Origin of the sequence: Pseudothauera lacus (genome assembly GCF_003034845.1) — a bacterium.
GTDB lineage: Bacteria > Pseudomonadota > Gammaproteobacteria > Burkholderiales > Rhodocyclaceae > Pseudothauera > Pseudothauera lacus.
Window position 1 is genome coordinate 1 of sequence record NZ_PZKC01000015.1, and the last position, 23,431, is coordinate 23,431.

The 23,431-nt window shown below is 64.1% G+C and carries 15 protein-coding genes; 4 read left to right on the forward strand and 11 right to left on the reverse strand.

Annotated elements, in window-relative coordinates:
* The coding region (locus C8261_RS15235) for a hypothetical protein (protein WP_146161693.1) at positions 1-349 on the reverse strand (349 nt) is incomplete at its 3' end.
* A 212-nt stretch (positions 350-561) separates the two neighbouring features.
* Here C8261_RS15235 and C8261_RS15240 point away from each other — a divergent pair.
* Positions 562-3,090 carry an EAL domain-containing protein gene (locus tag C8261_RS15240; protein ID WP_107494591.1) on the forward strand — a complete coding sequence of 843 codons (2,529 nt, stop codon included), beginning with the start codon at positions 562-564 and terminating at the stop codon, positions 3,088-3,090.
* On the opposite strand, the gene C8261_RS15245 is transcribed toward C8261_RS15240, so the two are convergent.
* Both C8261_RS15245 and C8261_RS15250 read right to left on the reverse strand, forming a co-directional pair.
* Positions 3,087-3,923 (reverse strand): DUF3014 domain-containing protein, encoded by an 837-nt coding sequence (locus C8261_RS15245; protein ID WP_219905223.1) that lies wholly within the window; start codon positions 3,921-3,923, stop codon positions 3,087-3,089. The two genes, C8261_RS15240 and C8261_RS15245, sit on opposite strands and share 4 nt — an antisense overlap.
* A 394-nt stretch (positions 3,924-4,317) precedes the next feature.
* Entirely contained in the window at positions 4,318-4,542 is a 225-nt protein-coding gene (locus tag C8261_RS15250) for an oxidoreductase-like domain-containing protein (protein ID WP_107494592.1), read from the reverse strand.
* A 112-nt stretch (positions 4,543-4,654) separates the two neighbouring features.
* On the opposite strand from C8261_RS15250, the gene C8261_RS15255 reads away from it, so the two are divergent.
* The gene (locus C8261_RS15255; protein WP_107494593.1) at positions 4,655-5,659 is read left to right on the forward strand and encodes an MBL fold metallo-hydrolase; all 1,005 of its coding nucleotides are present in this window, start codon (positions 4,655-4,657) and stop codon (positions 5,657-5,659) included.
* 94 nt (positions 5,660-5,753) lie between these two features.
* On the opposite strand, the gene C8261_RS15260 is transcribed toward C8261_RS15255, so the two are convergent.
* From C8261_RS15260 to C8261_RS15290, 7 genes are all read right to left on the reverse strand, one after another.
* Positions 5,754-6,089 carry a M48 metallopeptidase family protein gene (locus C8261_RS15260; RefSeq protein ID WP_107494594.1) on the reverse strand — a complete coding sequence of 112 codons (336 nt, stop codon included), beginning with the start codon at positions 6,087-6,089 and terminating at the stop codon, positions 5,754-5,756.
* A gap of 4 nt (positions 6,090-6,093) precedes the next feature.
* Positions 6,094-8,106, reverse strand: a complete 2,013-nt coding sequence (locus C8261_RS15265; protein ID WP_268987190.1) for a type I restriction enzyme subunit R domain-containing protein — start codon at positions 8,104-8,106, stop codon at positions 6,094-6,096.
* Between the two features lie 34 nt (positions 8,107-8,140).
* Positions 8,141-11,941: an anti-phage defense-associated sirtuin Dsr1 gene (gene dsr1, locus C8261_RS15270; RefSeq protein WP_107494595.1), complete on the reverse strand. Its 3,801-nt coding sequence runs from the start codon at positions 11,939-11,941 to the stop codon at positions 8,141-8,143.
* Between the two features lie 57 nt (positions 11,942-11,998).
* The gene (locus tag C8261_RS15275) at positions 11,999-13,054 is read right to left on the reverse strand and encodes a virulence RhuM family protein (RefSeq protein WP_107494596.1); all 1,056 of its coding nucleotides are present in this window, start codon (positions 13,052-13,054) and stop codon (positions 11,999-12,001) included.
* Positions 13,051-14,619 (reverse strand): ATP-binding protein, encoded by a 1,569-nt coding sequence (locus C8261_RS15280; RefSeq protein WP_107494597.1) that lies wholly within the window; start codon positions 14,617-14,619, stop codon positions 13,051-13,053. Before C8261_RS15280 ends, C8261_RS15275 begins: the two co-directional genes overlap by 4 nt.
* Entirely contained in the window at positions 14,616-16,181 is a 1,566-nt protein-coding gene (locus C8261_RS15285; protein ID WP_107494629.1) for a type I restriction-modification system subunit M, read from the reverse strand. The genes C8261_RS15280 and C8261_RS15285 overlap by 4 nt, the downstream gene beginning before the upstream one ends.
* A gap of 260 nt (positions 16,182-16,441) precedes the next feature.
* On the reverse strand, positions 16,442-19,039 hold the full coding sequence (locus tag C8261_RS15290) for a bifunctional aconitate hydratase 2/2-methylisocitrate dehydratase (protein ID WP_107494598.1): 2,598 nt from the start codon (positions 19,037-19,039) through the stop codon (positions 16,442-16,444).
* Between the two features lie 334 nt (positions 19,040-19,373).
* On the opposite strand from C8261_RS15290, the gene acnA reads away from it, so the two are divergent.
* Positions 19,374-22,082: an aconitate hydratase AcnA gene (acnA, locus tag C8261_RS15295; protein WP_107494599.1), complete on the forward strand. Its 2,709-nt coding sequence runs from the start codon at positions 19,374-19,376 to the stop codon at positions 22,080-22,082.
* A gap of 49 nt (positions 22,083-22,131) precedes the next feature.
* Here the strand turns inward: acnA and C8261_RS15300 are convergent, their stop codons facing one another.
* Entirely contained in the window at positions 22,132-22,875 is a 744-nt protein-coding gene (locus C8261_RS15300) for a DUF502 domain-containing protein (protein WP_107494600.1), read from the reverse strand.
* A gap of 111 nt (positions 22,876-22,986) precedes the next feature.
* Here C8261_RS15300 and C8261_RS15305 point away from each other — a divergent pair, with 111 nt between their 5' ends.
* A complete protein-coding gene (locus C8261_RS15305) occupies positions 22,987-23,391 on the forward strand; it encodes a YchJ family protein (protein WP_408003227.1) in 405 nt (134 codons plus the stop codon).
* Positions 23,392-23,431: the final 40 nt, after the last annotated feature.

Consider the following 23,431-nt stretch of genomic DNA (forward strand, 5'->3'; position numbering starts at 1 on the left):
CAGGCTTGGCCGCTGCAGGCTTGCGCGCCGCCGCTGTACCAGCGTCGGCGCGCGGCTTGTCCACGGACACGGGCGCCTTGCTCACCGCCTCCGCCTCGACCTGCAGCCAGGGCAGGAAGAACTCGATCGCCGGCGGCTGGTCGCTGCGGTTTTCCGCCAGCGCAGGCAGCCAAGGCGTGGGCGTGCGCGCGAGCAGTTGCAGCCACTGCTCCCACTGCCCGCCAACCACCCGGTTCCACTCCTGCCAGGCCGACAGGGGGCGCAGGCAGGCCGCAAACCAGGCCTCGGAAAACTCACGCATGGGCAGGCCCAGCGTGCTCGGTCCGTCGGTGGAATCCTTCGCTTTCATCGCAGTGCTCCTCGACACGCTTCAAGAAATATGCCTCGGCGATAACGCCAGCGGCTTTCCAGCATACCCCAGCGACGCCCCGCTTGCCATCCCGCGCGCAAGACAATGCCTATATCCAAAAGCATAGCGTCTGGCGAGCTTTCCGAAGCGGTGCTAAGGTAGGCACCTGACTGCGCATGCCCCGCGCGCCGTCGCCTCAGTAGAGTCCGCAGATGACCCCCCTTTTTCCCATCGCCGATGATGCGCTGCTGCATACCCTCAGCTCGCACGCCATCACGGTCGGCGAAGTCGTCCACCCGAGCATACTCGAATGCCCGCCTCACACCCCGCTGAGCGAAGCGGCGCGGCTGATGAGCGAGCTGCGGGTAAGTTCCATCCTCGTCGTCGACGGCGATGCGGTGCTCGGCATCTGGACCGAACGCGACGCCCTGGCGGTGGACTTCGACGACCCCGAGTCCTTCAACCGCCCGGTGGCAACGGTGATGAGCGCGCCGGTGCGCACCGTCACCCGCGACATCAACCTGCACCAGCTGGCGATCCGCTTCCGCGACGAACGCATGCGCCACTATCTGGTGGTGGACGCCAGCGGCCAGCGTTGCGGCATCGTCTCGCAGACCGACGTGGTGCTCAACCAGGGCATCGAGCACTATCTCAAGCTGCGCACGCTCGACACCGTGGTCAAGAGCCGCCTCCACGCCCTGCCCGCCGACGCCACGCTCGGCGATGCCGCGCGCTACATGCGCCAGGCGGGCACCGATGCCGCGGTGGTGCGCTTTGCCGACGGTGACTACGGCATCATCACCGAACGCGACCTGACCCGCCTGGTGGCCAGCCGCAGCGCCAACCTGCAGGTTGGCGAGGTGGCCAGCCGGCCGCTGATCACGGTCACCGAGAACGCCAGCCTCTACCACGCCCGCTGCCTGCTCGCCGAACGCCGGGTGCGCCACATCGGCGTGCTCCGCGACGACGGCAGCCTTGCCGATCTGGTCAGCTTCTCCGACATCCTCTCCGGCATGGAGCTGGCCTACGTCCATGAGCTGCAGCATGCCCTGCACGAGCGCGACCAGGCCCTCAACACCTCGCAGCGCAACCTCCACCTCGCCGAGCGGGTCATCGAGACCTCGCTGGAAGGGATCGTCATCACCGACGCCGAGGCCCGCATCGTCTCGGTCAACCCCGCCTTCACCCGCCTCACCGGCTACAGCGCCGCCGAAGTGCTCGGGCGCAACCCCTCGCTGCTCAATTCCGGCCGCCAGGACAAGGCCTTCTACGCAGAAATGTGGCAACGCCTGAAAACCGAAGGGCAATGGCAGGGAGAAATCTGGAACCGCCGCAAGAACGGCGAGCTCTACCCCGAGCTGCTCACCATCACCGCGATCACCGACCGCAACGGCCGCCTCACCAACTACGCCGCGGTGTTCAGCGACATCAGCGAACTGAAGGCCAACGAGGCGCACATCCGCCACCTCGCCTACTACGACCCCCTCACCGGCCTGCCCAACCGCCGCCTCCTCGACGACCGCCTGCAGATGGCCATCGCCCACGCCCAGCGCGCACGCGGGCGCGGCGCGGTGCTGTTCATCGATCTCGACCGCTTCAAGCGCATCAACGACACCCTCGGCCACGAAGTCGGCGACGAGGTGCTCGCCGAAGTCGCCCGCCGCCTGTGCAAATGCCTGCGCGAGGATGACACCGTGGCGCGCATGGGCGGCGACGAGTTCATCGCCATCCTCGGCGACCTCACCGACCCCGACGACGCCGCCCACAGCGCGGCGCGCATCATCGGCGCCCTGCGCCGCCCCATCATCGCCGGCGAACACGAACTGGTGATCACCACCAGCATCGGCATCAGCATCTTCCCCGAAGACGGGCGCGACCCCGCGACCCTGATCAAGAACGCCGATGTCGCCATGTACCGCGCCAAGGACGAAGGCCGCGACAGCTTTCAGCTCTACCAGGCAACCATGAACGCGCGCTCGCTCGAACATCTGGCGCTGGAAACCGCACTCCACCGCGCCATTTCGCGCGCCGAACTGCTGCTGCACTTCCAGCCCCTGGTCGAGGTGGGCAGCGGCCAGATCATGGCCGCCGAAGCACTGCTGCGCTGGCAGCATCCTCAGCTCGGCGTCGTCGCGCCGGCCGACTTCATCCCGCTGGCCGAGGAAACCGGGCTCATCGTGCCGATCGGCGAATGGGTGCTGCGTCAGGCCTGCGAACAGCACCGCGCCTGGCGCGCCAGCGGCCACAGCCGCCTGCGCATGATGGTCAACCTGTCCGCACGCCAGTTGCGCGACGAAGGCTTCGTGGACATGGTCAGCCGCGTGCTCGCCGACACCGCCATGCCGGCCGCCCAGCTCACACTCGAACTCACCGAAAGCATGCTGATGGAAGGCAGCGGCTGCACCGTCGAAGTGCTCGAACGCCTGCGCACCCTCGGCGTGCGCCTGGCCATCGACGACTTCGGCACCGGCTACTCCTCGCTCGCCTACCTGAAGCGCTTCCCCATCGACGAACTGAAGATCGACCGCCTGTTCATCCGCGACATCGAGCGCAACAGCGGCGACGCCGCCATCGCCGAGGCCATCGTCAAGCTCGGCCACAGCCTCGGCCTGCGGGTGGTTGCCGAAGGGGTGGAAAGCGCCGCCCAGTTCGCCATCCTCTCCGCCCACGGCTGCGACTTCGCCCAGGGCTACCACTTCGGCCGCCCCGTGGCCGCGGCCGAATTCCCCTTGCCGGACTAACCCGGCCGGCCGCCGGCTGCCAGCAAGGCGCGGATCTCGCGCAAACGGGCCTTCACCCGCGTGGCGTTGTCCGTGCCCATGCGGATCATCACCTTCTGCCCCGCAGAAAGCCCCTCCAGGCGCGCATCGGCGAACAGGTAGCGCACCTTGGGCTGCACCAGCGCAACCGGACCGCTGATCTCCGGCGCCGCCAGCAGATGGTCGATCACCGCCACCAGGCGGTCGTTGAACTGCGCCGCAGGCCCGTAGCCAAGCTCCTCGTAGGCGGCCTGGAAGAGCGGATAGAAGCGCGCATAGAGAGCCACCACGCGCTCCGCCGGCAGCGCCTCGGCAAGGCGCACATAGCGCGTGTAGCGCGCCGCGTTGTCGGCGGCAATGCTCATCTCCGCGCCCTCGCCGGCGACGCGGAAACTGCCTTCCGGCGGCCGCAACGGCGAGCGCGCCTGCGGCAGGCTCTCGCCCGGCAGGTTATCCACCGCAACCACGATGCGGCGCACCAGATGGTTGATCACCACCAGGCCGCCATGCTCGCCCAGCAGGCCGGAAACCGCCTCGCCAAAGGCCGCATCGCTGTCGTCCAGCTCCGGCAGCACCTCGCCGGCAAACTCCACCGGCGGCTCCGGCGGCGGCAGGCTCACCGGCGGCTCGATGACCCCACCCGCAACATTGCCCGGCTCAACGGGCATCGCCGGCGCCACCGCCAGCGGCTGCTGCACCGCCGGCTCTGCCCCTTGCCGCAGCCACAGGTAGCCCGCAACAACCGCCGCCGCCAGCACCAAGCCCAGAACCGGCAGCCATTTCCCGCCGCTGCGGCGGAGTTCCTTCCTCGCCATGTCGCCCCCCTTGATGGTGGATGAGATACCGCGTTATCAACCCGGCAATGAAACAGGCGCCACCGTTCGCCCGGAGCCCTTCGGCTGCGCCCAGGGAGCCTCGTCGAAGGGCATTGGCGTCGACCGGGTTTCGACGGGCTCTCAAGAAACAGCTTTCGATCGTCATTGCCCGGAAGCCCCCACTCCCGTTCGGGCTGAGCCTGTCGAAGCCCGTTCGAAGGTACTGCCATCAACTGCCCTTCGACAAGCTCAGGGCGAACGGAGTACCGGTTTCTGCGTCCGCTTTGCCACGCCCGCGGCGGGGCTTGCTTCGCTCAGCCCGAACGGTACTTGATTGCCGGGCTAATAGGAGTCGTGCACGCCGCATGGTGTTCCCCCTGCCCTGGCACCCCGCTCAGGCGAGCAGCCGCGCCGCGTCCTCACGCCACCAGGACAAAGCATCGAAGTAGCCCGTCCATACGCAACCGTTACAGCCGCGCCCGCAACAACTGGTCGGCACCGGCGGCGGTGGGCGATGCGCCAGCCCGCGCGCGGCCAGCCGCAACTGCACGGCGGCGATGAGGCATTCGGCCTCGCGCAGATCAGCGGGGCGGTGGCGGAAAGGATCAACGACATCCATCTGCCGCAGCGTAGCAGAAGCACGCCCGCCCCCGCCGTCGATACTGTAAGCACGCGTGAATCATGGGATACTCGAAATCGATACCGCCCCAACAACACCAACGGAGAGCCCCATGCCAGCCAGTTACCCCCTCGCACTCCTCCGCCACCCGCTCCTTCACCTCCCGTTCCGCGCCCTCCTCGCCGCCGCCCTCCTCGTCTGCGCAGGGCTCGCCGCCGCCGCGGCGCCGCAGCAGATGACCCAGGTGCCCGGCTACTACCGCATGGCCCTCGGCAGCTACGAGATCACCGCGCTCTACGACGGCACCATCGAGCTCGACAGCGCCCTGCTGAAGAACATCGACGACAGCGAAATCCCGCCCCTGCTCGCCCGCCAGTTCCTCAAGGGCCCGGCGGTGCAGACCGCAGTCAACGCCTACCTGATCAACACCGGCGACAAGCTGGTGCTGGTCGACGCCGGCGCCGCCAGCCTCTTCGGACCCACCCTCGGCCACGTCATCGACAACCTCCGCGCCGCCGGCTACCAGCCCGAACAGGTCGACCTGGTGCTCCTCACCCACCTCCACGGCGACCACGTAAACGGCCTCGTCAGCGCAGACGGCAAGGCCGTGTTCGCCAACGCCGAAGTGTGGTCAGCCGAAGCCGACAACGAACACTGGCTGAGCGAGGCAATCGCCGCCGCCGCACCCGCCGACGCCCAGCCCTTCTTCAAGATGGCCCGCGACGCCGCCGCCCCCTACCTTGCCGCAGGCAAGTGGAAAACCTTCGCCAGCGACGGCGAAATCCTCCCCGGCATCGCCTCCGTCGCCGCCCCCGGCCACACCCCGGGCCACACCGCCTTCCTGGTCAGCGACGGCGACGCCCGGCTGCTGATCTGGGGCGACGTAGTGCACAACCACGCCGTCCAGTTCGCACGCCCCGAGGTCACCATCGAGTTCGACACAGACCCCGCAAAGGCCGTCTCCACCCGCCTGACGATGTTCACCTGGGCAGCCGAAGAACGGCTGCTGGTCGCCGGCATGCACCTGCCCTTCCCCGGCATCGGCCACGTACGGCGTGAGCGCGAAGGCTATGCCTGGGTGCCGGTGGAGTTTGCGCCCTTGCCGGCGAAGCCGTGAGGACCGCTGACCGCTTATTCGGCCGAAGCTACCGTCTGGAATTCGCGCCAGGAACGGCTGGCGCTGAATCCCAATGCCGCCAATACTCAGCGGGTCAGCGCGCCCGCTGTTGCGAAACGTCCTGCGCTATACGCTTTAGCTCGCGTTCATGTTCCTCATACTCACCCAAGTGGGCGCGCATCAGGCTTTTCCAGAGTTTTCCGTGGTTGGGAACAGAGAAATGGAGCAGCTCGTGGACGATCACGTAGTCCCAAAGATCGGGTTTCAGGGCGGGCAGTTCGTCGCTGAAATTCAAATGGCCCGATGTCGAACACGAAGCCCATTTGTTGCGCATCGGCCGCACACCCAGCCAGACAATCTTTACTTCCAGCTTGCCGGCCCAGTGCCGGACGCGCTGTTTGAACCGGTCCTTGTGATCGATGGCCGTCATCGCGCTAAATCCGGTCCGCCTTTTCCAGCAGCGTAAACAGCTCATCCACCAGCGCCGTCACCCGGTCCAGGTCCTCCGTTTCGGCGAAGATGGCGAAGGTGACTTTCTTGCGGAGTTCACGGAGTTCGTTCTCGCTGCGCTTCCAGTTCGGGAACTCGGTGAAGGCGTGGCGAATCTTGCGGCTGACCACCTCGGCGTTCTCAATCTTCGCGTCCAGCAGGCTGCGGTAGACAAAATACGTCAGGCCATCGAAAGACTTTTCGGCCTGTTCCTTCTTCCGCGTTTCGTTGCCTTCCACTTCTCGCAGCAATTCGGCCAGGGCCTCGGCCGTGCTGGTCTGGCGCTGCTCGAAGCTCTCCTGCACCGCCCGCGCGCGTTCCGCCATGGCGATGAGCCAAGGGTCACCGCTGCCTTCCTCAGCCAGCTTTTCAATGCTCTTGATCAGGTTGATGACCTTGGTGCCATCCCCGCCGGGCTTGTTCTTGATCAGCTCGATGGTATTGCCGTCGATCGCGACGATCTCGCCCAGACCGCCCACGCCATAACTGCCGACCTGCTCCTGCACCAGATGGTGGGTCTTGGCCTGGAACTCGCGGTCCACCATCACGGTGCGGGTGTAGGCCTTGCGGACGACCTGATAGATCGCCGACAAGGTGCCATAGTCATCCATGAACGGGCGCAGGAAGGCATCGGGCGAGATGATCTCGTAGAGCATCTCGATCTCTTTGTATTCCTTGAAGAACGCCTTGCGCCGCTCGGGGTCGCGGAAGTGCTCGATGAGCGTGTCCACATCCTTGTCGTTGAAGTTGCGCTCGATCAGGCCGAGGTAGTCCGGGGCCCTGGACTCCATCTTGTTCTTGAACAGCACCTTGAGCAGCTTCAGATCCTTGACGATGGCGTTGATCTCGTCGCTGTCGAAGGCCAGCGCCTTTTCCAGCTTGTCGAAGATGCCGACAAAATCCAGCACGAAGCCATGCGGCTTCACCATCTCCTGCGCCTCGTTCTCGTAGGGGCGATTCACCCGGGCGATAGCCTGCAGCAGCGTGTGGTCGCGCATCGGCTTGTCGAGATACATGGCGTAGAGCACCGGCGCATCGAAACCGGTGAGCAGCTTCTCGGTGACGATCAGGATCTTCGGCATCTGGTCGAGCTTGCCGAAGCTCTTGCGAATCTGCCGTTCCCTCTTCGGGTCGAGGTGGAATTCCTTCAAGAGCTTGGAATCGTTGTTGCTGCCGGTGTAGACCACTTCGGAATACTCCGGTGGCAAGAACTGGTCGAGCGCATGTTTGTAATGGGCGCAGGTCTCGCGGTCGACGCCGACCAGGAAGGCCTTGTAGCCCAGCGGCTCGACGTTCTGGCGGTAGTGCTCGGCGACGAATTGCGCCACTTGCTGAATCCGCTCCTTGCCCTTGAGGAAGTTCTTCAGGTTCACCGCCCGTTCGAGAATCTTGTTCAGCTCCTCGATGTCGGCCACGCCTTCGGCCTCGGCCAGCGACAGGAACTCCTTGTCCAGGGTCTCGTGCGGCACCAGCATTTCGTTGGGGGCAAGCTGGTAGTAGAGCGGCAGCGTGGTGCCGTCCTCGATGCTGTCGGCGATGGAATACTTGTGCAGGTAGCCCTGGTCGTCCTCGCAGCCGAAGGTCTTGAAGGTGCCCTTGCCGTACACCGTCTTGTCCACCGGCGTGCCGGTGAAGCCGAGGAAGCTCGCGTTCGGCAGGCCGGCCATGAGGAAGTTGCCAAGGTCGCCGCCGGTGGTGCGGTGGGCCTCGTCGATCAGCACGTAGATGTTTGCGCGCGTGTTCAAGTCGGCCGGCATGTCGCGGAACTTGTGGATCATCGTCACGATGATGCCCCGGTATCCATGGAGGTGAGAACCAACGAGGGCACGGATGCGTGAACCCGTGCCTGCACAGGCGTTTCGGCCAAATGCGAAAAAGGCCAGAGCAACGTCTGGCCTTGATGTCTTGGTGGCGGACGGTTGACCAGGTGCAGACTGGCCTCCCGAGCTTATGAGCACTGGTGCGGGTTACTGCGGGGTGCTGCAAACAACATCAAATTCCGCGTCTTCGGGAATACTCGCGCAGTCGCAAGTAACGGGCATCCTGCGCAAGGTTTGGCGCGGCCTGAACGATTTGATCCAGGCATTGCCCCAACTCCCGAGGCCCCCACTGTTGGTCGGCAATCACGGCATTCAGCAGGATCAGTGCATCCGCTGGATATCTGCTGCACAAACCCGATTCGTGTAGCAGATGTACGACATAGTGCGGGTGTTCAATCGGTTGCAGCCAGTCCTGCACCGCAGCCAAGGCAGCCGGGAATTCACCCCGGGCGGCAATTACCATACGAGTCAAAGACTCGGCGATTCGTCGGGTGGCCAAGTCGCGGGATTTTGGCCAGATCTGTTGCCAGAACGGTTGGGCGCGGTTATTCCAGTAGTCCTCACGCTGATCGGCTGCGCCTTCCAGTGCTTGGGAGAGTGCCTGCGCGGATTCCTCCAACCCTTCTTGTGGAAGCGCGCCAATTGCAGATCGGAATTCCTCTACGGAGAATCCCTCGGTCGGGCCCAATGCTGCGTAGGTGAGGAAGGTCGCGAATTGCTGGCGGTGCTCGCCAAGATCGGCATAGTGCTTTGCACTGTCCAGAAACTGTGACTTGAAGGCTGTCAGCAATGGCTGGTACAAGCGCGGCGACCAGAGGAATCCTTCCCACACGGCCTTGGCTTCAACGGGATTGCTCCAGCCGAACAACGGCAGCAGGTGCTGCTCGGTCCAAGGGCGATCCACACGGAAAAATGCGATCAGCCGAGACCCCATCAGCACCCGACCGTGGCGGAATCGATCTACCTGCACGTCGCACAGTGTGGTGAAGATGGGCTTCAATTCAGCAGGAAGCAGATCGTTGTCGTTCGGGTTCTGCTTGAACCACAAGTTGATCAGTGCCTGTGTGGCGTGTCCGATGGGATGATTGATTGCCGAGCCGACAGGGTCGTAGGTTTCGACGCCGTTTCGAATAATGCGAGAACCTGAGCCTGCCTCTAGCGGCAAGGCCAGAACACGGCGGCACAGGTTCAGCAGGATGTCCTCATGGCGGCTGATAGCCTTGGAGGCTGCCTCCATCCACCAAGTCACGGCGTGATCAATTTCCAGCAGCACAGCATCCGGCATGGTCTGTACCAGCGGTGCGGCGTACCGCCAGGATCGCAACACCATTCCTTCTTCGGCCCATGCCTGCAGAGCTTCGCGCCATCGGCCAGCGGGCCACACGCCATCTCGTGCGAGATCACCTAGCGCGGACAAGCTGTGAAAGAAACGAGTGCGGCAAACGTCGCGCCACGTGTCTTCGTAGAAAGGTCGCCGCTCCGGTGTAGGCTTGGTGAGCCATTGCACAAGCTCCTGCCGTTTGCGGGGAGCAATGTCGACATCCCGGCTGTCCTCGTAATCCGGATCACCGGTGCCGCTCATCCAGTGTGAGAACTCGTCACGCTCGTTGGTCGCCAACTGCCATTGCGGGTAGGCAGTAGATATTTCCGCCAAGCGTGCCGCCGCAGACGCACCCAAAACGAGGCCCGATGTGTTGAGCTTGGCCAGATGCAGCCAGACGGTACGGGCCACCAAGTCTTGCCAATGTTCTGCTTCCAAGTCGTCCCGGTACATCTCTCGCGGCGGGCCTGCCAAAATGGCCGCCTCCAGGCTTTGCTCTGCGACTCCTGCCAAATGCTGTCCCTGCAGGACCAACAGCCTGAATACCTCCCGCCCGGTATCTGTGGACCACAGCCACCACGCGTCGTCGGCCAGCAACCAATCCACCCACTGCTCGGGCTGGATGCAATCGTCGTGGCTCGCGGCAAACAGGGCCAGACGTTTAAAGGTGGGGTAAGGCAACTCGAACCAGTTCTGCGCGATGCGTGTTGCACGCGCACTGTCGTTGACACGAATCGCCAGCCAGGCATCGCGCAGCAATTCGATCAGGCTACTCCAGTCGCGGAAACCCCGGTTCTGCCAGTGGGGCGTGATGGATGGCAGATCCCAATGCGAGCGGTCGCTACGGTCGTCGGCCTCGCCCAATTCGCGCAGCAGGTCCAGTGCATCACGCAACAACTGCTGGAAATCTTCCAACAGATGCGGCAAAGCAGATTTCCATGGCTCGTCGGCAAGGTCGCACAGGGTTGAATGCACGTGATCGGCGGCCAGCGCGAGCTCCCAGTCCACCAATTGCTTGATCCGCGCGGGCTCGTCAGCGCTGCTCGAATCATCGTCGCCCCAGCGAAACGGCTTCTTCAAGACTACCTTCGGGGCAAGCAACTCCCGCAATTCCAGACGCAATGTGGCGGTCAGTCCTTCGCGCTTGAGACGACCTTGCCAGCGATATAAGTCGGGATCACGCCATGGCGATTTCACCCGGCCACAGAGCAGTAGACGCCACAAGGTGCGCATCAGTGGGCCAGGAATGGCCTTGGGTGCGTGTAAGCGGATTTCATCGAGCTCGGAGGTTTTTCCTTCGCGTTCCAGTGAAGCAAATTGATCCAGCTCGTGTTCGATCAGCCACGGCCAACGGTCGTGCAACTGCCCCCCGCGTTCTGCGATCCAGACGACTAGTCTGGGGTCATCCAGGTGGCGCACCAGCCAGCGGGCCAGATGGAACATCACGTCATCCCATTGAGTTTCGGGGCTCACTCCGGAAACCAATCGCATTGGCTGCGCGCGGTCGTAAGGGGCAGGTCTACGAATCAGACTGAAGCGGAGATTGCCATCAATCTTTTTGCGTGCAGGAACATCAAAACGTGCCAGATCACTGTAACGATAGCGTTCGTCAGAAAATGCGTCCAACAACCAATCCAGCGACGGAGCAGGACTGCAATCGGCAAAGCGTTTAGCCGGCAAGCCCGCTTGATCTGACAATGCCCACAGCATCCTTCCTACAAAGTCGTTTTGTGGCTTGCTTTCCTTGGGTAGGCGATGCGCATAGCGTGCGACAAGGCGTTCTTTGCCACCAACTCCATCGCGATACACGGACGCCCAAACGTGCAGGGTCCGGTGCAGGCTCCGATGAAAGGCTGCATCGTCGTACAAGATAGGACTTACATGCTTATCCTTCCATGCCTGTAATGCAGACTCCGCCTTACCGGTTTCGTAAGATGCGAAGGCGAACATTTTCTGTGCCCCATCCAGCGCATGGGCCGCAGTCATGTATCTCAACACAGGGTCGTCGATGCTGTATCCAACGAAACACAGCGTGTAGTCCCGAAATAAGCCAGCGACAAATCGAGCCGCCCAGCCTTGGGTCAAGTATGCCTGACCAAAATCTCCATCTGACAAGACGAGCTGATCGAGGTCATCCGCCGATGGTTGGACAGGCATTCTCCCGTGCAGATGCACAACACCATCCCAGCGCAGGCGGGTCGGTGGATCGTGATAAACGGTCGGGGCTGGCAAGCGATAGCAGCTTGCCGCATCTTCGAACAAGGTATCGAAATTTGTTGTTACCAGCTTGAGACCATCGTCACGAGACCTACCGAGAGTCAGCAATGCGAAATGGGTTGTCAGTGCGCGCCGCTTGGTCAGATCAGCAGTGAGTATGGAAGGCAGCCCTCGACGAGTGGTCGTCCGTCCCCCTTGAATCCGCCGCTCATAGTGGCCAATCGCGCGATCAAATTGGCTTTGCTCGATCAAATCACCTTCAACTCTATCCGCCGGTTCTCCAGCTTGCTGGAACAATCTCTGTACCAAGCCGCCAAAGTCTGGCAACCCTGCAGGACGTGAAATGCCTGCCCCACAGAAAAACACCAAGCGACCTTCCTCGTGCGCTTGCAAGAGCGCATCCGGAATGTCGGGGCCGTTGGTGACGAACTGCACAGTCAGCGCGCCTTCTGAGAGACACGCAAGGTGCGAGGATTCGCTGTGTGAACTTGATTACGCATCGTCATTCCCCTGCTTATTGCCAGACTCGATTTGTTTCAGCAGCCGGTCGAAGTCGCTTTCAAACAAGCGATCCTGGACGATGCGGTATTTCTCGAACTCGGATTCGGCGTGGGCTTTGGCGATTTCTGCGGTGACTTTGCCGGCGTCCTGCAGGATTTCCCGGTCGGTGGCTTCGATGAAGCGGTTGAGGCGTGTTTCCCAGTCCTGCATGGTCATGGGGATGTGCCGCTGGGCCATGTCTTCGGCGACATCGAGGTAGGCGTTCACGAGGCGGGAGAGCTGCGCCATTTCCGGTTCGGTGAGATAGTTCTTGTCGACGCTGACATCGAATTTCTGGATTTTTCCATGGGGCGCGTCTTTCCATGTGGTCAGGCCCATGTGCTGTTTCCCGGCATCGGCCCGGTCCACGATGACCTCGGCGGCGGTGTGGCCGTGGATGGCCCAGTGGAGCTTGTTCTGCACGGTGGCGAAGAAGCGCTGGGTGGCGGTGGCGCTGCGGTCGTAGTCGATGGCGGTGGCGTAGATGTCGGTGATCTTCTGGTAGAACTTGCGCTCGCTGAGGCGGATTTCGCGGACGCGCTGGAGTTGTTCTTCGAAGTACTGTTTGGTCAGGACGGTGCCGCCGGCCTTGAGGCGTTCGTCGTCCATCGCGAAGCCCTTGATGGTGAACTCCTTGACCACGGTGGTCGCCCATTTGCGGAACTGGACGGCCCGCTCGGAGTTGACCTTGTAGCCGACGGCGATGATGGCGGAGAGGTTGTAGTGGCCGGTGTCGTAGGTTTTGCCGTCGGCGGCAGTTATTCGAAATTTTCGAATAACTGAATCCTCCGTGAGTTCGTTGTCGGCGAAGAGGGTTTTGAGGTGGTAGTTGATGGTGGGGGTCTTCACGTCGTAGAGGACGCCCATCTTTTTTTGAGACAGCCAGATGTCCTCGTCGGCATAAACCGCCTCGACGCCACCTTGACCCTGCGCGGCGACGAAGGTGAGGTATTCCACCGCGGAGGAACGCGTGATGGTGGTTTCCTTGTTGTCGGGCTTCTTTTTCATGTGTTGCCCCCTGGCTTTTCCAACTCCACCAGCAATGCCTGGCCCTTGGCGGTGAGCCGGTATTTCTGGAGGCGACTGCTGGGCTTTTCGGGGATGGTGGGCTCGATGAGGCCGCCTTCCACCATGCGCTTGATCTGCTTATGGAGTTCGCCGGAGACCGTTTTGTGACCGAGGATCGGCGCAATGACGGCTTTGCCGAGGGGCTGTGGTCGGATGGCCAGCATGACTTTGGCGGCCAAGGCCGACTCTAGCCGTGACTCTAGCCGTGACTCTAGCCGTGACTCTAGCCGTGACTCTAGCCGTGACTCTAGCTGTCCGTCTGGGTCCTGACCTGCTCCCGACGGGGTCGCCGAGCCAGTGGCCGGTCTGCGGATCGTCAGGACGAAGGAGCCGCCATCCAGCCGGATTTCGGGTTCCGGGAGACCGGCCTCCCGGCAGCGGTGGATCATGTCGCGGATGCCGGTGCCCATGCGCTCGATGTATTTGGTGAGATACATGGGCTCGGCAAGCAGCGGGTTGTGCGGGACGGAGGCGTGCGGGCCGCGCAGTTTTTCGAGGGTCAGGGTGGGCGGCAGGGAACCAGGGTTCCAGATTTCCAGCCGGTCCTTGAAGAGCATGACCTGCACGCTGGCGTTGCTGGTGTAGTCGCGATGCACGACGGCGTTGACGATGGCCTCGGCAACAACCTCCTGCGGGATTTCGTATTTCGTGGGCACCTGGGTGCCGTGCTCGCGGGTGCCGACCCAGAGATCGATTTTGGAGAGCACAAAGTCCTTGGCCTGGTCCACGAGGTCGAAGACCGTGCCCTTGTACACCTGATAGGAAGGGATGGGCTTGGCCACTTCATAGCCGTGGAAGTGGGCGCATTTCACCTCGGATGTGATCAGGAAGCGTTGCGGCTGTTTGCCGAACAGCAGGATGGCGGCATGGGTCGGCCGACCCTTGTCGAGCAGGTTGAGGTGGGCCAGCACCTCATGGGGCGGCGTGTCCTCCGGCAACGGGAAATTGCGCCCCCGGCGGGCCAGCCCAAGAAAGCGGGTGATCTTGTCCGGGTCCAGGTCGTCGAGCGCGGCGTTTCGGCAGAACGTGGCATCGAAGGGCCCCAAACGGATCAGCTCGCGCTCTTCAAGTATCCGGACCAGGCTGGCGTAGACGGCGGAGACAAGTTCTTCGGAGGAATTGAAACGCCGCCGAACAAGGTTGTCCCCGACGCTGCGGATCAAGGCGCGCATTTTCGGATGCTTGGCATCATCGGCCGCACCCTTGACGAAGATCAGGCGGGTCTTGCCCTGCCGGGTGGCCTCGTTCAGTTCGAGGTGGGTGGGCGAGAGGCCGTCCTTGCTTTCCCAACCGTAGTCGTCTCCAAAGAGACCGAGGTAGAGGTCACAGTTCCGGACTTCATCGAGATAGACGGCATCGGGCCGACGGTCGGAAGAAGGGACGTCGCGCTCGAAGAGAAACGTCGCGAAGAAACGCCGCAGCAACGGGTCGCCGGAAAGGTATTCGCCCAGCGCCTTGCGCTCGGCGGCAAATTCCTTCTGCACGCTGCTGATGAAGATCCTCATGCGCCGATTCCGAGTTGTTTGAGAATTCTGCCAAGGGCCTGGTCGGTTTCCTTGGCCTCGGCCTCGATGACCTTGAGCTCCTCGACGATCTCCGCGATGGGCCGGTAGGTTTGCGCATCGCTGGTGTGGATATAGCGGCTGGGCGAGATGTTGTAGTCGTTCTTCTTCAGCTCGGCGTGATCGACGATGCGGCTGAGTTTTTCTTCTTCCTTCCACCCGATGAGGGTGTCGGCAATGCGCTGGATGCCGGCTTCGGGGATGAAGTTCTTGGGGTCGCCCTTTTCGAAGACCTGCGAGGCATTGACGAGGAAGACCTTGCCCTGGCGCGCCGGCTGCTTGGCCTTGTTGAGGAACAGCACGATGCCCGGCGCGGTGGTGTTGTAGAAGAGATTTTCGGGCAGGTAGAGGACGCTCTCGATGAGATCGTGGTCGACGAACCACTGGCGGACGGCCTTTTCCTTGTTGGTGCCGGCATTGCCCGAGCCGCGCGAGGCAGCGCCGGTGTCGAGGACGACGGCGGCGCGGCCGGTGGCGTTCAGGCTGGCGTGGATGTGCTGCACCCAGCCCCAGTCGGCGGAAGATTTGCCGGGAAAGCCGGCCCCGGCGGGGAAGCGGTCGAGTTCGTCGTTGTCGTAATCGGCCTCGGTGAACCAGTCCTGGTTCCACATGGGATTGGCGACGACGCGGTCGAAGCTGCGGAGCTTGCCCTGCCTGTTGCGGAATTTGGGGTTCTTGAAGGTGTCGCCGATCTCGATCTGGCCTTCCATGTCGTGGATGATCATGTTCATGTTGGCCATGGCCCAGGTTTCGGCGGTGTATTCCTGGCCGTAGAGCTTGAGGGGGGCGACGGTGCGTTTCTTGCCCTTGGCCGCCGCTTCCATCGCGATCTCACATTTGATCAACAGGCCACCGGAGCCACACGTAGGATCGTAGATTTCCATTCCCGGCTCTGGCTGGAGCACGCGGGACATGATGGAGCCGACCTCGGGCGGGGTGTAGAACTCGCCGGCGCTCTGGCCGCCGCCTTCGGCGAACTTGCGGATCAGGTATTCGTAGCTCTTGCCAATGATGTCGGCCTCGACGTCGTCGAGCCCGAGGCGCTTGGTGCTGATGGCCTCGATAAGGTTGGAGAGGCGGTCGTCGTCGAGATCGCGCTGGCCGTGGGTGGTGGCGTTGAAGTCAACGCGGTCGATGATGCCCTGTAGCAGCGGATTCTCCCGGGCGATGGCCCGCATGTGGGTGGTAACGCCTTCGCCGATCTTGTCGGCGAGCTTGCGGATGACCGACCACACCGGCTGCTCGGGATCGTCCGGCACGAGCGGAAGGTAGAAGCGGACGAGCTTGTGGTCGGCCCTGGCGAGCTGGAAGGCTCTCTTGCGCGAACCGACTTCCTCGGCAATGCGGTTCAGTTCATCGTCGAAGACGTCGCACAGGCGCTTGGTGAAGATGAGGGGGAGGATGTAGTCCTTGTATTTCGGCGCATCCTTGGCCCCGCGGATGGAACAGGCTGCATCCCAGATCCAGGATTCGAGGGATTTGGCGCTACCGTTATTGCTTGCCATCGGCATTAAGCCCTTTGGTGTTTGGGTTCTTATTGGAACGGAGTCAGCGTTCGAAACATTCTGCGATTATGCAAATTAAAGTGACCATCCGAAGGACGGCTTCATGCAGATTGCAGACTATATCAAAGCGGGAACCGATAGGCTGCTGAGGCCGACCACCCGCCCCCTCCAAAAACAACGCCCCCGCCCGGTTTCCCGGACGGGGGCGTCTTGCTACGGGTGGGTGGCGCTACGTCGGCGCCTCGCCCTGTCTCCCTACCTCAAACTTCAACCGTGTCGGCGACGCTCTTGAACTCTTCGATCTGGTCGAAGTTCATGTAGCGGTAGATGTCGCCGGCCTTCTTGTTGACCACCTCGACCTGCTCCATGTACTCGGCCACGGAGGGGATCTTGCCCATCAGCGCGCACACGGCGGCCAGTTCGGCAGAGCCGAGGTACACGCGGGTGTCGATGCCCAGGCGGTTCGGGAAGTTGCGGGTGGAGGTGGACATGGCGGTGCTGCCCTTGCGGATCTGCGCCTGGTTGCCCATGCACAGCGAGCAACCGGGCATTTCCATGCGGGCGCCGGACTTGCCGAGCACGCCGTAGTAGCCTTCCTCGTTGAGGATCATCGCGTCCATCTTGGTGGGCGGGGCGATCCACAGGCGGGTCGGGATGTCGGACTTGCCGTCCAGCACCTTGCCGGCAGCGCGGAAGTGGCCGATGTTGGTCATGCACGAGCCGATGAAGACTTCGTCGATCTTGTCGCCGGCGACTTCGGAGAGCAGCTTGACGTCGTCCGGGTCGTTCGGGCAGGCGACGATGGGTTCCTTGACGTCGGCCAGATCGATTTCGATCACGGCGGCGTATTCGGCATCGGCGTCGGCCTTCAGCAGCTTGGGATCGGCGATCCAGGCTTCCATGGCCTTGATACGGCGGCCCAGGGTGCGCTTGTCTTCGTAGCCGTTGGCGATCATCCACTTCATCAGGGTGATGTTCGAGCGCATGTACTCGATGATCGGCTCTTTATCCAGGTGCACCGAGCAGGCGGCGGCGGAACGTTCGGCGGCGGCGTCGGAGAGTTCGAAGGCTTGTTCCACCTTCAGGTCCGGCAGGCCTTCGATTTCCAGCACGCGGCCGGAGAAGATGTTCTTCTTGCCCTTCTTCTCGACGGTGAGCAGGCCCTGCTTGATGGCGTAGTAGGGGATGGCGTTGACCAGGTCACGCAGGGTGACGCCGGGCTGCAGCTTGCCCTTGAAACGCACCAGCACGGATTCCGGCATGTCCAGCGGCATCACGCCGGTGGCGGCGGCAAAGGCGACCAGGCCGGAGCCGGCCGGGAAGGAGATGCCGATCGGGAAGCGGGTGTGGCTGTCGCCGCCGGTGCCGACGGTGTCGGGCAGCAGCAGGCGGTTGAGCCAGGAGTGGATGACGCCGTCGCCCGGGCGCAGGCTGACGCCGCCGCGGGTGGAGATGAAGGACGGCAGCTCGCGGTGCATGCGCACGTCGACCAGCTTCGGGTAGGCCGCGGTGTGGCAGAAGGACTGCATCACCAGGTCGGCGGAGAAGCCGAGGCAGGCGAGGTCCTTGAGTTCGTCGCGGGTCATCGGGCCGGTGGTGTCCTGGCTGCCGACGGTGGTCATCTTGGGTTCGCAGTAGGTGCCCGGACGGATGCCCTGACCTTCCGGCAGACCGCAGGCGCGGCCGACCATCTTCTGCGCCAGCGAGAAGCCCTTGCCGGTGTCGGCGGGGTTTTGCGGCAGGCGGAACAGCGTGGAGGGCGGCAGGCCCAGCGCTTCACGCGCCTTGGCGGTGAGGCCGCGGCCGATGATCAGCGGAATGCGGCCACCGGCGCGCACTTCGTCGAGGATCACCAGGGTCTTGAGCTGGCTCTCGGCGATCACGGCGCCGTTCTTCAGCGCGCTGACCTTGCCGGAGGCGGCGTCGACCTTGAGCTCGATCTCGTCGCCCATGTCCATCTGGCCGGCGTCGATCTCGATCGGCAGCGCGCCGGCGTCTTCCATGGTGTTGAAGAAGATCGGGGCGATCTTGGAGCCCAGGCACACGCCGCCGAAGCGCTTGTTCGGCACGAAGGGGATGTCTTCGCCGGTGAACCACAGCACCGAGTTGGTGGCGGACTTGCGCGAGGAACCGGTACCGACCACGTCACCGACGTAGGCCACCAGGTTGCCCTTGGCGCGCAGTTCTTCGAGGAACTTGACCGGGCCACGCACGCCCGGCTCTTCCGGGGTGATGCCCGGACGCGGGTTCTTCAGCATGGCCAGCGCATGCAGCGGGATGTCCGGGCGGGACCAGGCGTCCGGCGCGGGGGAGAGGTCGTCGGTGTTGGTTTCGCCAGTGACCTTGAACACGGTCAGCTTCTGCGAAGCCGGCACTTCCGGGCGGCTGGTGAACCACTCGGCGTCGGCCCAGGACTGCATCACGGCCTTGGCGTTGGCGTTGCCCTTCTCGGCCAGTTCCTTGACGTCGTGGAAGTAGTCGAACATCAGCAGGGTCTTTTTCAGGCCCTCGGCGGCGATGGCGCCCACTTCGGCGTCACCGAGCAGGTCGATCATCGGCTTGATGTTGAAGCCACCCAGCATGGTGCCGAGCAGTTCGGTGGCCTTGGCACGCGACACCAGGCCACAGGCTTCTTCGCCCTTGGCGACCTTGGCGAGGAACTCGGCCTTGACCTTGGCGGCGTCGTCCACGCCGGCGGGCACGCGGTGGGTGAGCAGTTCGACCAGGAAGGCTTCTTCGCCGGCGGGCGGGTTCTTCAGCAGTTCGACCAGGTCGAGGGTCTGCTGCTTGTTGAGCGGGAGGGCGGGGATGCCGAGGGCGGCACGCTCGGCTGCATGGGCACGGTAGGCTTCAAGCACGGCGACTTCCTTCCTTTTTCGTGACGGTGACAGGGAATGATCCGGGCAGACCCGGAGGCTGCTGACTTGGATTATATGTCTTTTATAAGACTTGCGGTGCAACGCAGCAACACGGGTACGATCAGGGTCGGATTCTACGCGCCGGACAGCCCGCGCGCATCAGCGAGCAGCCTCTTTTTTCTGTCGCCGATGTCGCCAAAGCGCCCGTCATGCACTACAAATCCAAGTACCGCCCCGAAGCTGCGCGCCCCGCCAGGGAACACCCCGCCACGGCGCGCTGTCGGAACCTGCACCGGCGCAGATGCCTTGCGCCAGCACGGACAGGAGGATCGCCATGGCTGCTCATCCGTTCGACTCGCTGAAGTCCTTCGCCACGCCCTCCGGGCGTCAGCTGCTGTTCCATGACCTGGCGGTGCTTGAGGCGGCAGGCCTGGGCCGCGTCTCCCGCCTGCCGGTGTCGCTGCGCATCGTCCTTGAAGCGGTGCTGCGCCACTGTGACGGGCGCAAGATCACCACCGAACATGTGCGCGAGCTCGCCGCCTGGCAGCCCGATGCGCCGCGCACGGCGGAGATTCCCTTCGTGGTGGCGCGCGTGGTGCTGCAGGATTTCACCGGCGTGCCGCTGCTCGCCGATCTGGCGGCGATGCGCAACGTTGCCGCCGAGATGGGACACGACCCGAAGAAGATCGAACCGCTGGTGCCGGTGGATCTGGTGGTCGACCACTCCGTACAGGTGGACCACTACGGCACGCCACTGGCGCTGCGCCAGAACATGGAACTGGAGTTCCAGCGCAACCGCGAGCGCTACCAGTTCATGAAGTGGGGCATGCAGGCCTTCGACACCTTCAGGGTGGTGCCGCCGGGCATCGGCATCGTGCACCAGGTGAACCTGGAATACCTGTTCCGCGGCGTACGCCGCGAAAGCACGCCGGCGGGCGAGCTGTGCTACCCGGATACCCTGGTCGGCACCGATTCGCACACCACCATGATCAACGGCGTCGGCGTGGTGGGCTGGGGGGTGGGTGGCATCGAGGCGGAAGCGGCGATGCTCGGCCAGCCGGTGTATTTCCTCACCCCGGACGTGATCGGAGTGGAACTCAAGGGCGCACTGCGCGAAGGCGTCACCGCCACCGATCTGGTGCTCACCGTCACCGAGATGCTGCGCCGCGAGAAGGTGGTGGGCAAGTTCGTCGAGTTCTGCGGAGAAGGCACCGCCAGCCTGTCGGTGACCGACCGCGCCACGCTGGCCAACATGGCCCCGGAGTACGGCGCGACGATGGGCTTCTTCCCGGTGGATGAGAAGACGGTGGCCTACATGCGCAACACCGGGCGCAGCGAGGAGGACTGCGAGCTCTTCGAAGCCTGGTTCCGCGCCCAGGGGCTGTTCGGCATCCCGCGCGCCGGGGAGATCGACTACACGCGCACGCTCACCCTGGATCTCGACAGCGTGACGCCCTCGCTCGCCGGCCCGAAGCGCCCGCAGGACCGCATCGCCCTCGACGACATGGAAGCCACCTTCAACCGCCTGCTGGAGACCCCCGAGGTGGACGACGGTTTCGGCGTCCCCGAGGCTTCGCTGTGCACGCGCTTTCCCACCGCCCTGCCGGGCGTCACCCTGGGGCATGGCGACGTGCTGATCGCGGCGATCACCTCATGCACCAACACCAGCAACCCGGCGGTGCTGATCGCCGCCGGCCTGCTGGCGAAAAAGGCAGTGGCGCGCGGCCTGAAGGTGGCGCCGCACATCAAGACCTCGCTGGCGCCCGGTTCGCGCGTGGTCACCGATTACCTGGAACGCGCCGGACTGCTCGAACCGCTGGCCCGGCTCGGCTTTGCGCTGGCGGGCTACGGCTGCACCACCTGTATCGGCAACGCCGGCGACCTCGCCCCCGAACTCAACGCGGCGATTGCCGAAAACAAGGTGGTCGCCGCCGCGGTGCTCTCCGGCAACCGCAACTTCGAGGCCCGCATCCACCCCAACCTGCGCGCCAACTTCCTCGCCTCGCCACCGCTGGTGGTGGCTTTCGCCATCGTCGGGCGGGCCAACGCGGACCTGGCCAACGAACCGCTCGGCCTCGGGGACGACGGCCATCACGTCTATCTGCGCGACATCTGGCCGAGTTCGGAGGAGATCGAGGCGCTGATGCCCTTTGCCACCGATCCGGCCACCTACCGCCGCCTGTATGCCGATTTCACCCGCGACCACGACCTGTGGAACGCGATTCCGGCGCCAGCAGGCCAGGTCTATGACTGGCCGGCCTCCACCTACATCGCCCGCCCGCCCTTCTTCGACGGCTTTGCCATGCAGCCCGGCGGCATCGGCGACATCAGGGGCGCCCGCACCCTGCTGCTGCTCGGCGATTCGGTGACCACCGACCACATCTCCCCCGCGGGCTCCTTCGGCGAAGCCACGCCCGCCGGCAAGTGGTTGAAGTCGCACGACGTGGCGCGCGCCGACTTCAACTCCTACGGTTCGCGGCGCGGCCACCACGACGTGATGGTGCGCGGCACCTTCGCCAACGTGCGGGTGAAGAACCTGATGATCCCGCCGCGTGCGGACGGCTCACGCGTGGAGGGCGGCTACACCCTGATGGATGGCAGGCAGCTCACCGTGCATGAGGCGGCAATGGCCTGGCAGAAGCACGGCACCCCGACCATCGTCTTCGCCGGCGAGGAATACGGCACCGGCTCCAGCCGCGACTGGGCGGCCAAGGGCACGGCACTGCTCGGCGTGCGCGCGGTGGTGGCGAAGAGCTTCGAGCGCATCCACCGCTCCAACCTGGTCGGCATGGGCGTGCTGCCGCTGCAGTTCAAGGGCGAGGACAGCTGGCAGAAGCTGGGGCTGGACGGCAGCGAGCGCTTCGACGTGCTCGGCGTTTCGGCCGACCTGCAGCCGCAGCAGGACCTCACCCTGGTGATCCACGGCAGCGACGGCAAGCGGCGCGAAGTGGCGGTGCTGTGCCGCATCGACACCCCGATCGAGGTCGATTACTACCGCCACGGCGGCATCCTGCCCTACGTGCTGCGCGAGATCCTGGGGTGAGGCTGCCCCCCGCGCCGGGCGAAGCTTGAGCCTGGGCGCCCCCTCCCCTTCAAGGGGAGGGCTGGGGTGGGGATGGGTCTGCGGCGGGCTGCCCCCCCGGTTCAACGCCAGCCACCGGCGCAAAGGGCGCCGGGGGGTTGCTGAAGCGGATGCGGTCGGGCGAGGTGGCGCCGCCGGTCATCACGAAGCTCATCGCCTCGTCCATCGTCCAGTCGGTGGACACCACCTGCGACACCGGCACGATCTCGATGTAGCCGGAGGTCGGGTTGGGCGAGGTGGGTACGTATACGGCGGCCAGTTCCTGCCCGCTGACCTCGTCGCGGATGACCTTGGTGACGAAACCCACGGCCTTCATCTCCGCGGTCGGGAAGCTGATCAGCACGACGCGCTGCACGCCCGAGGGCTTCTCCTTTACCGCGGCAAGAAAGCGCTTGGTGCCGCCGTAGATGGCGGCCACCAGCGGGATGTTCTGCACCACCCGCTCCAGCCAGCTGATGATGCGCTGGCCGATCACCTGGGTGGCCATCCAGCCCAGCGCGTAGATCACCAGCACGGTGACGATGAGGCCCAGGAAGGACTGGAACAGCGGCTGCAGCAGGATGTCGGCGAGCGAGGGCGAGACCCCGCGCACCGCGCGCGCGAAGGCCACCACCCAGGGGGTGCCCATCTTGGAGAGCTGCGAGAAGATGAAGTCGAAAACCAGCCAGGTCACCCACAGCGGTGCGGCGGTAAGCAGACCGACAAGGAGATAGCGGCGGACGTGTTTGAGGCGGTCTTGGGTCTGCGGGGTCATGGAACACTGGCACAGGTGGAGACAGCCGCCCGCGCCGGGTGGCTGTGGAAAGCGCAAGTGTAACAAGGGCGCCAGCGTTTAAGATGTGCACAAGCGCAACAAACTGCTGCCATGCCGATGCCCCGCCCTGCCGCCCTGCCCTGCCCCTGCCAGTCCGACCACCCCTATTCCGCCTGCTGCCAGCCCGCCCACACCGGCGAACGCCCGCCGGCCAGCGCCGAGGCGCTGATGCGCAGCCGCTACAGCGCCTTTGCCCTTGGCCTGGGCGACTGGCTGCTGGCGAGCTGGCACCCTTCCACGCGGCCGGCGACACTGGAAGCCGACGAAGGCGCGGCGCCGAAGTGGATCGGCCTGCAGGTTGTTGACCACCGCCAGATCGACGCCGATCATGCCATCGTGGAGTTCGTTGCGCGCTGCCGCATCGGCGGGCGCGCCAGCCGCCTGCACGAGACCAGCCGCTTCGTGCGCGAGGACGGCCAGTGGCTGTATGTCGATGGCGAACTGCACGAACGCTGAATCCGCCACCGGCACTCTCCATCAATCGCCAGCAGAGACA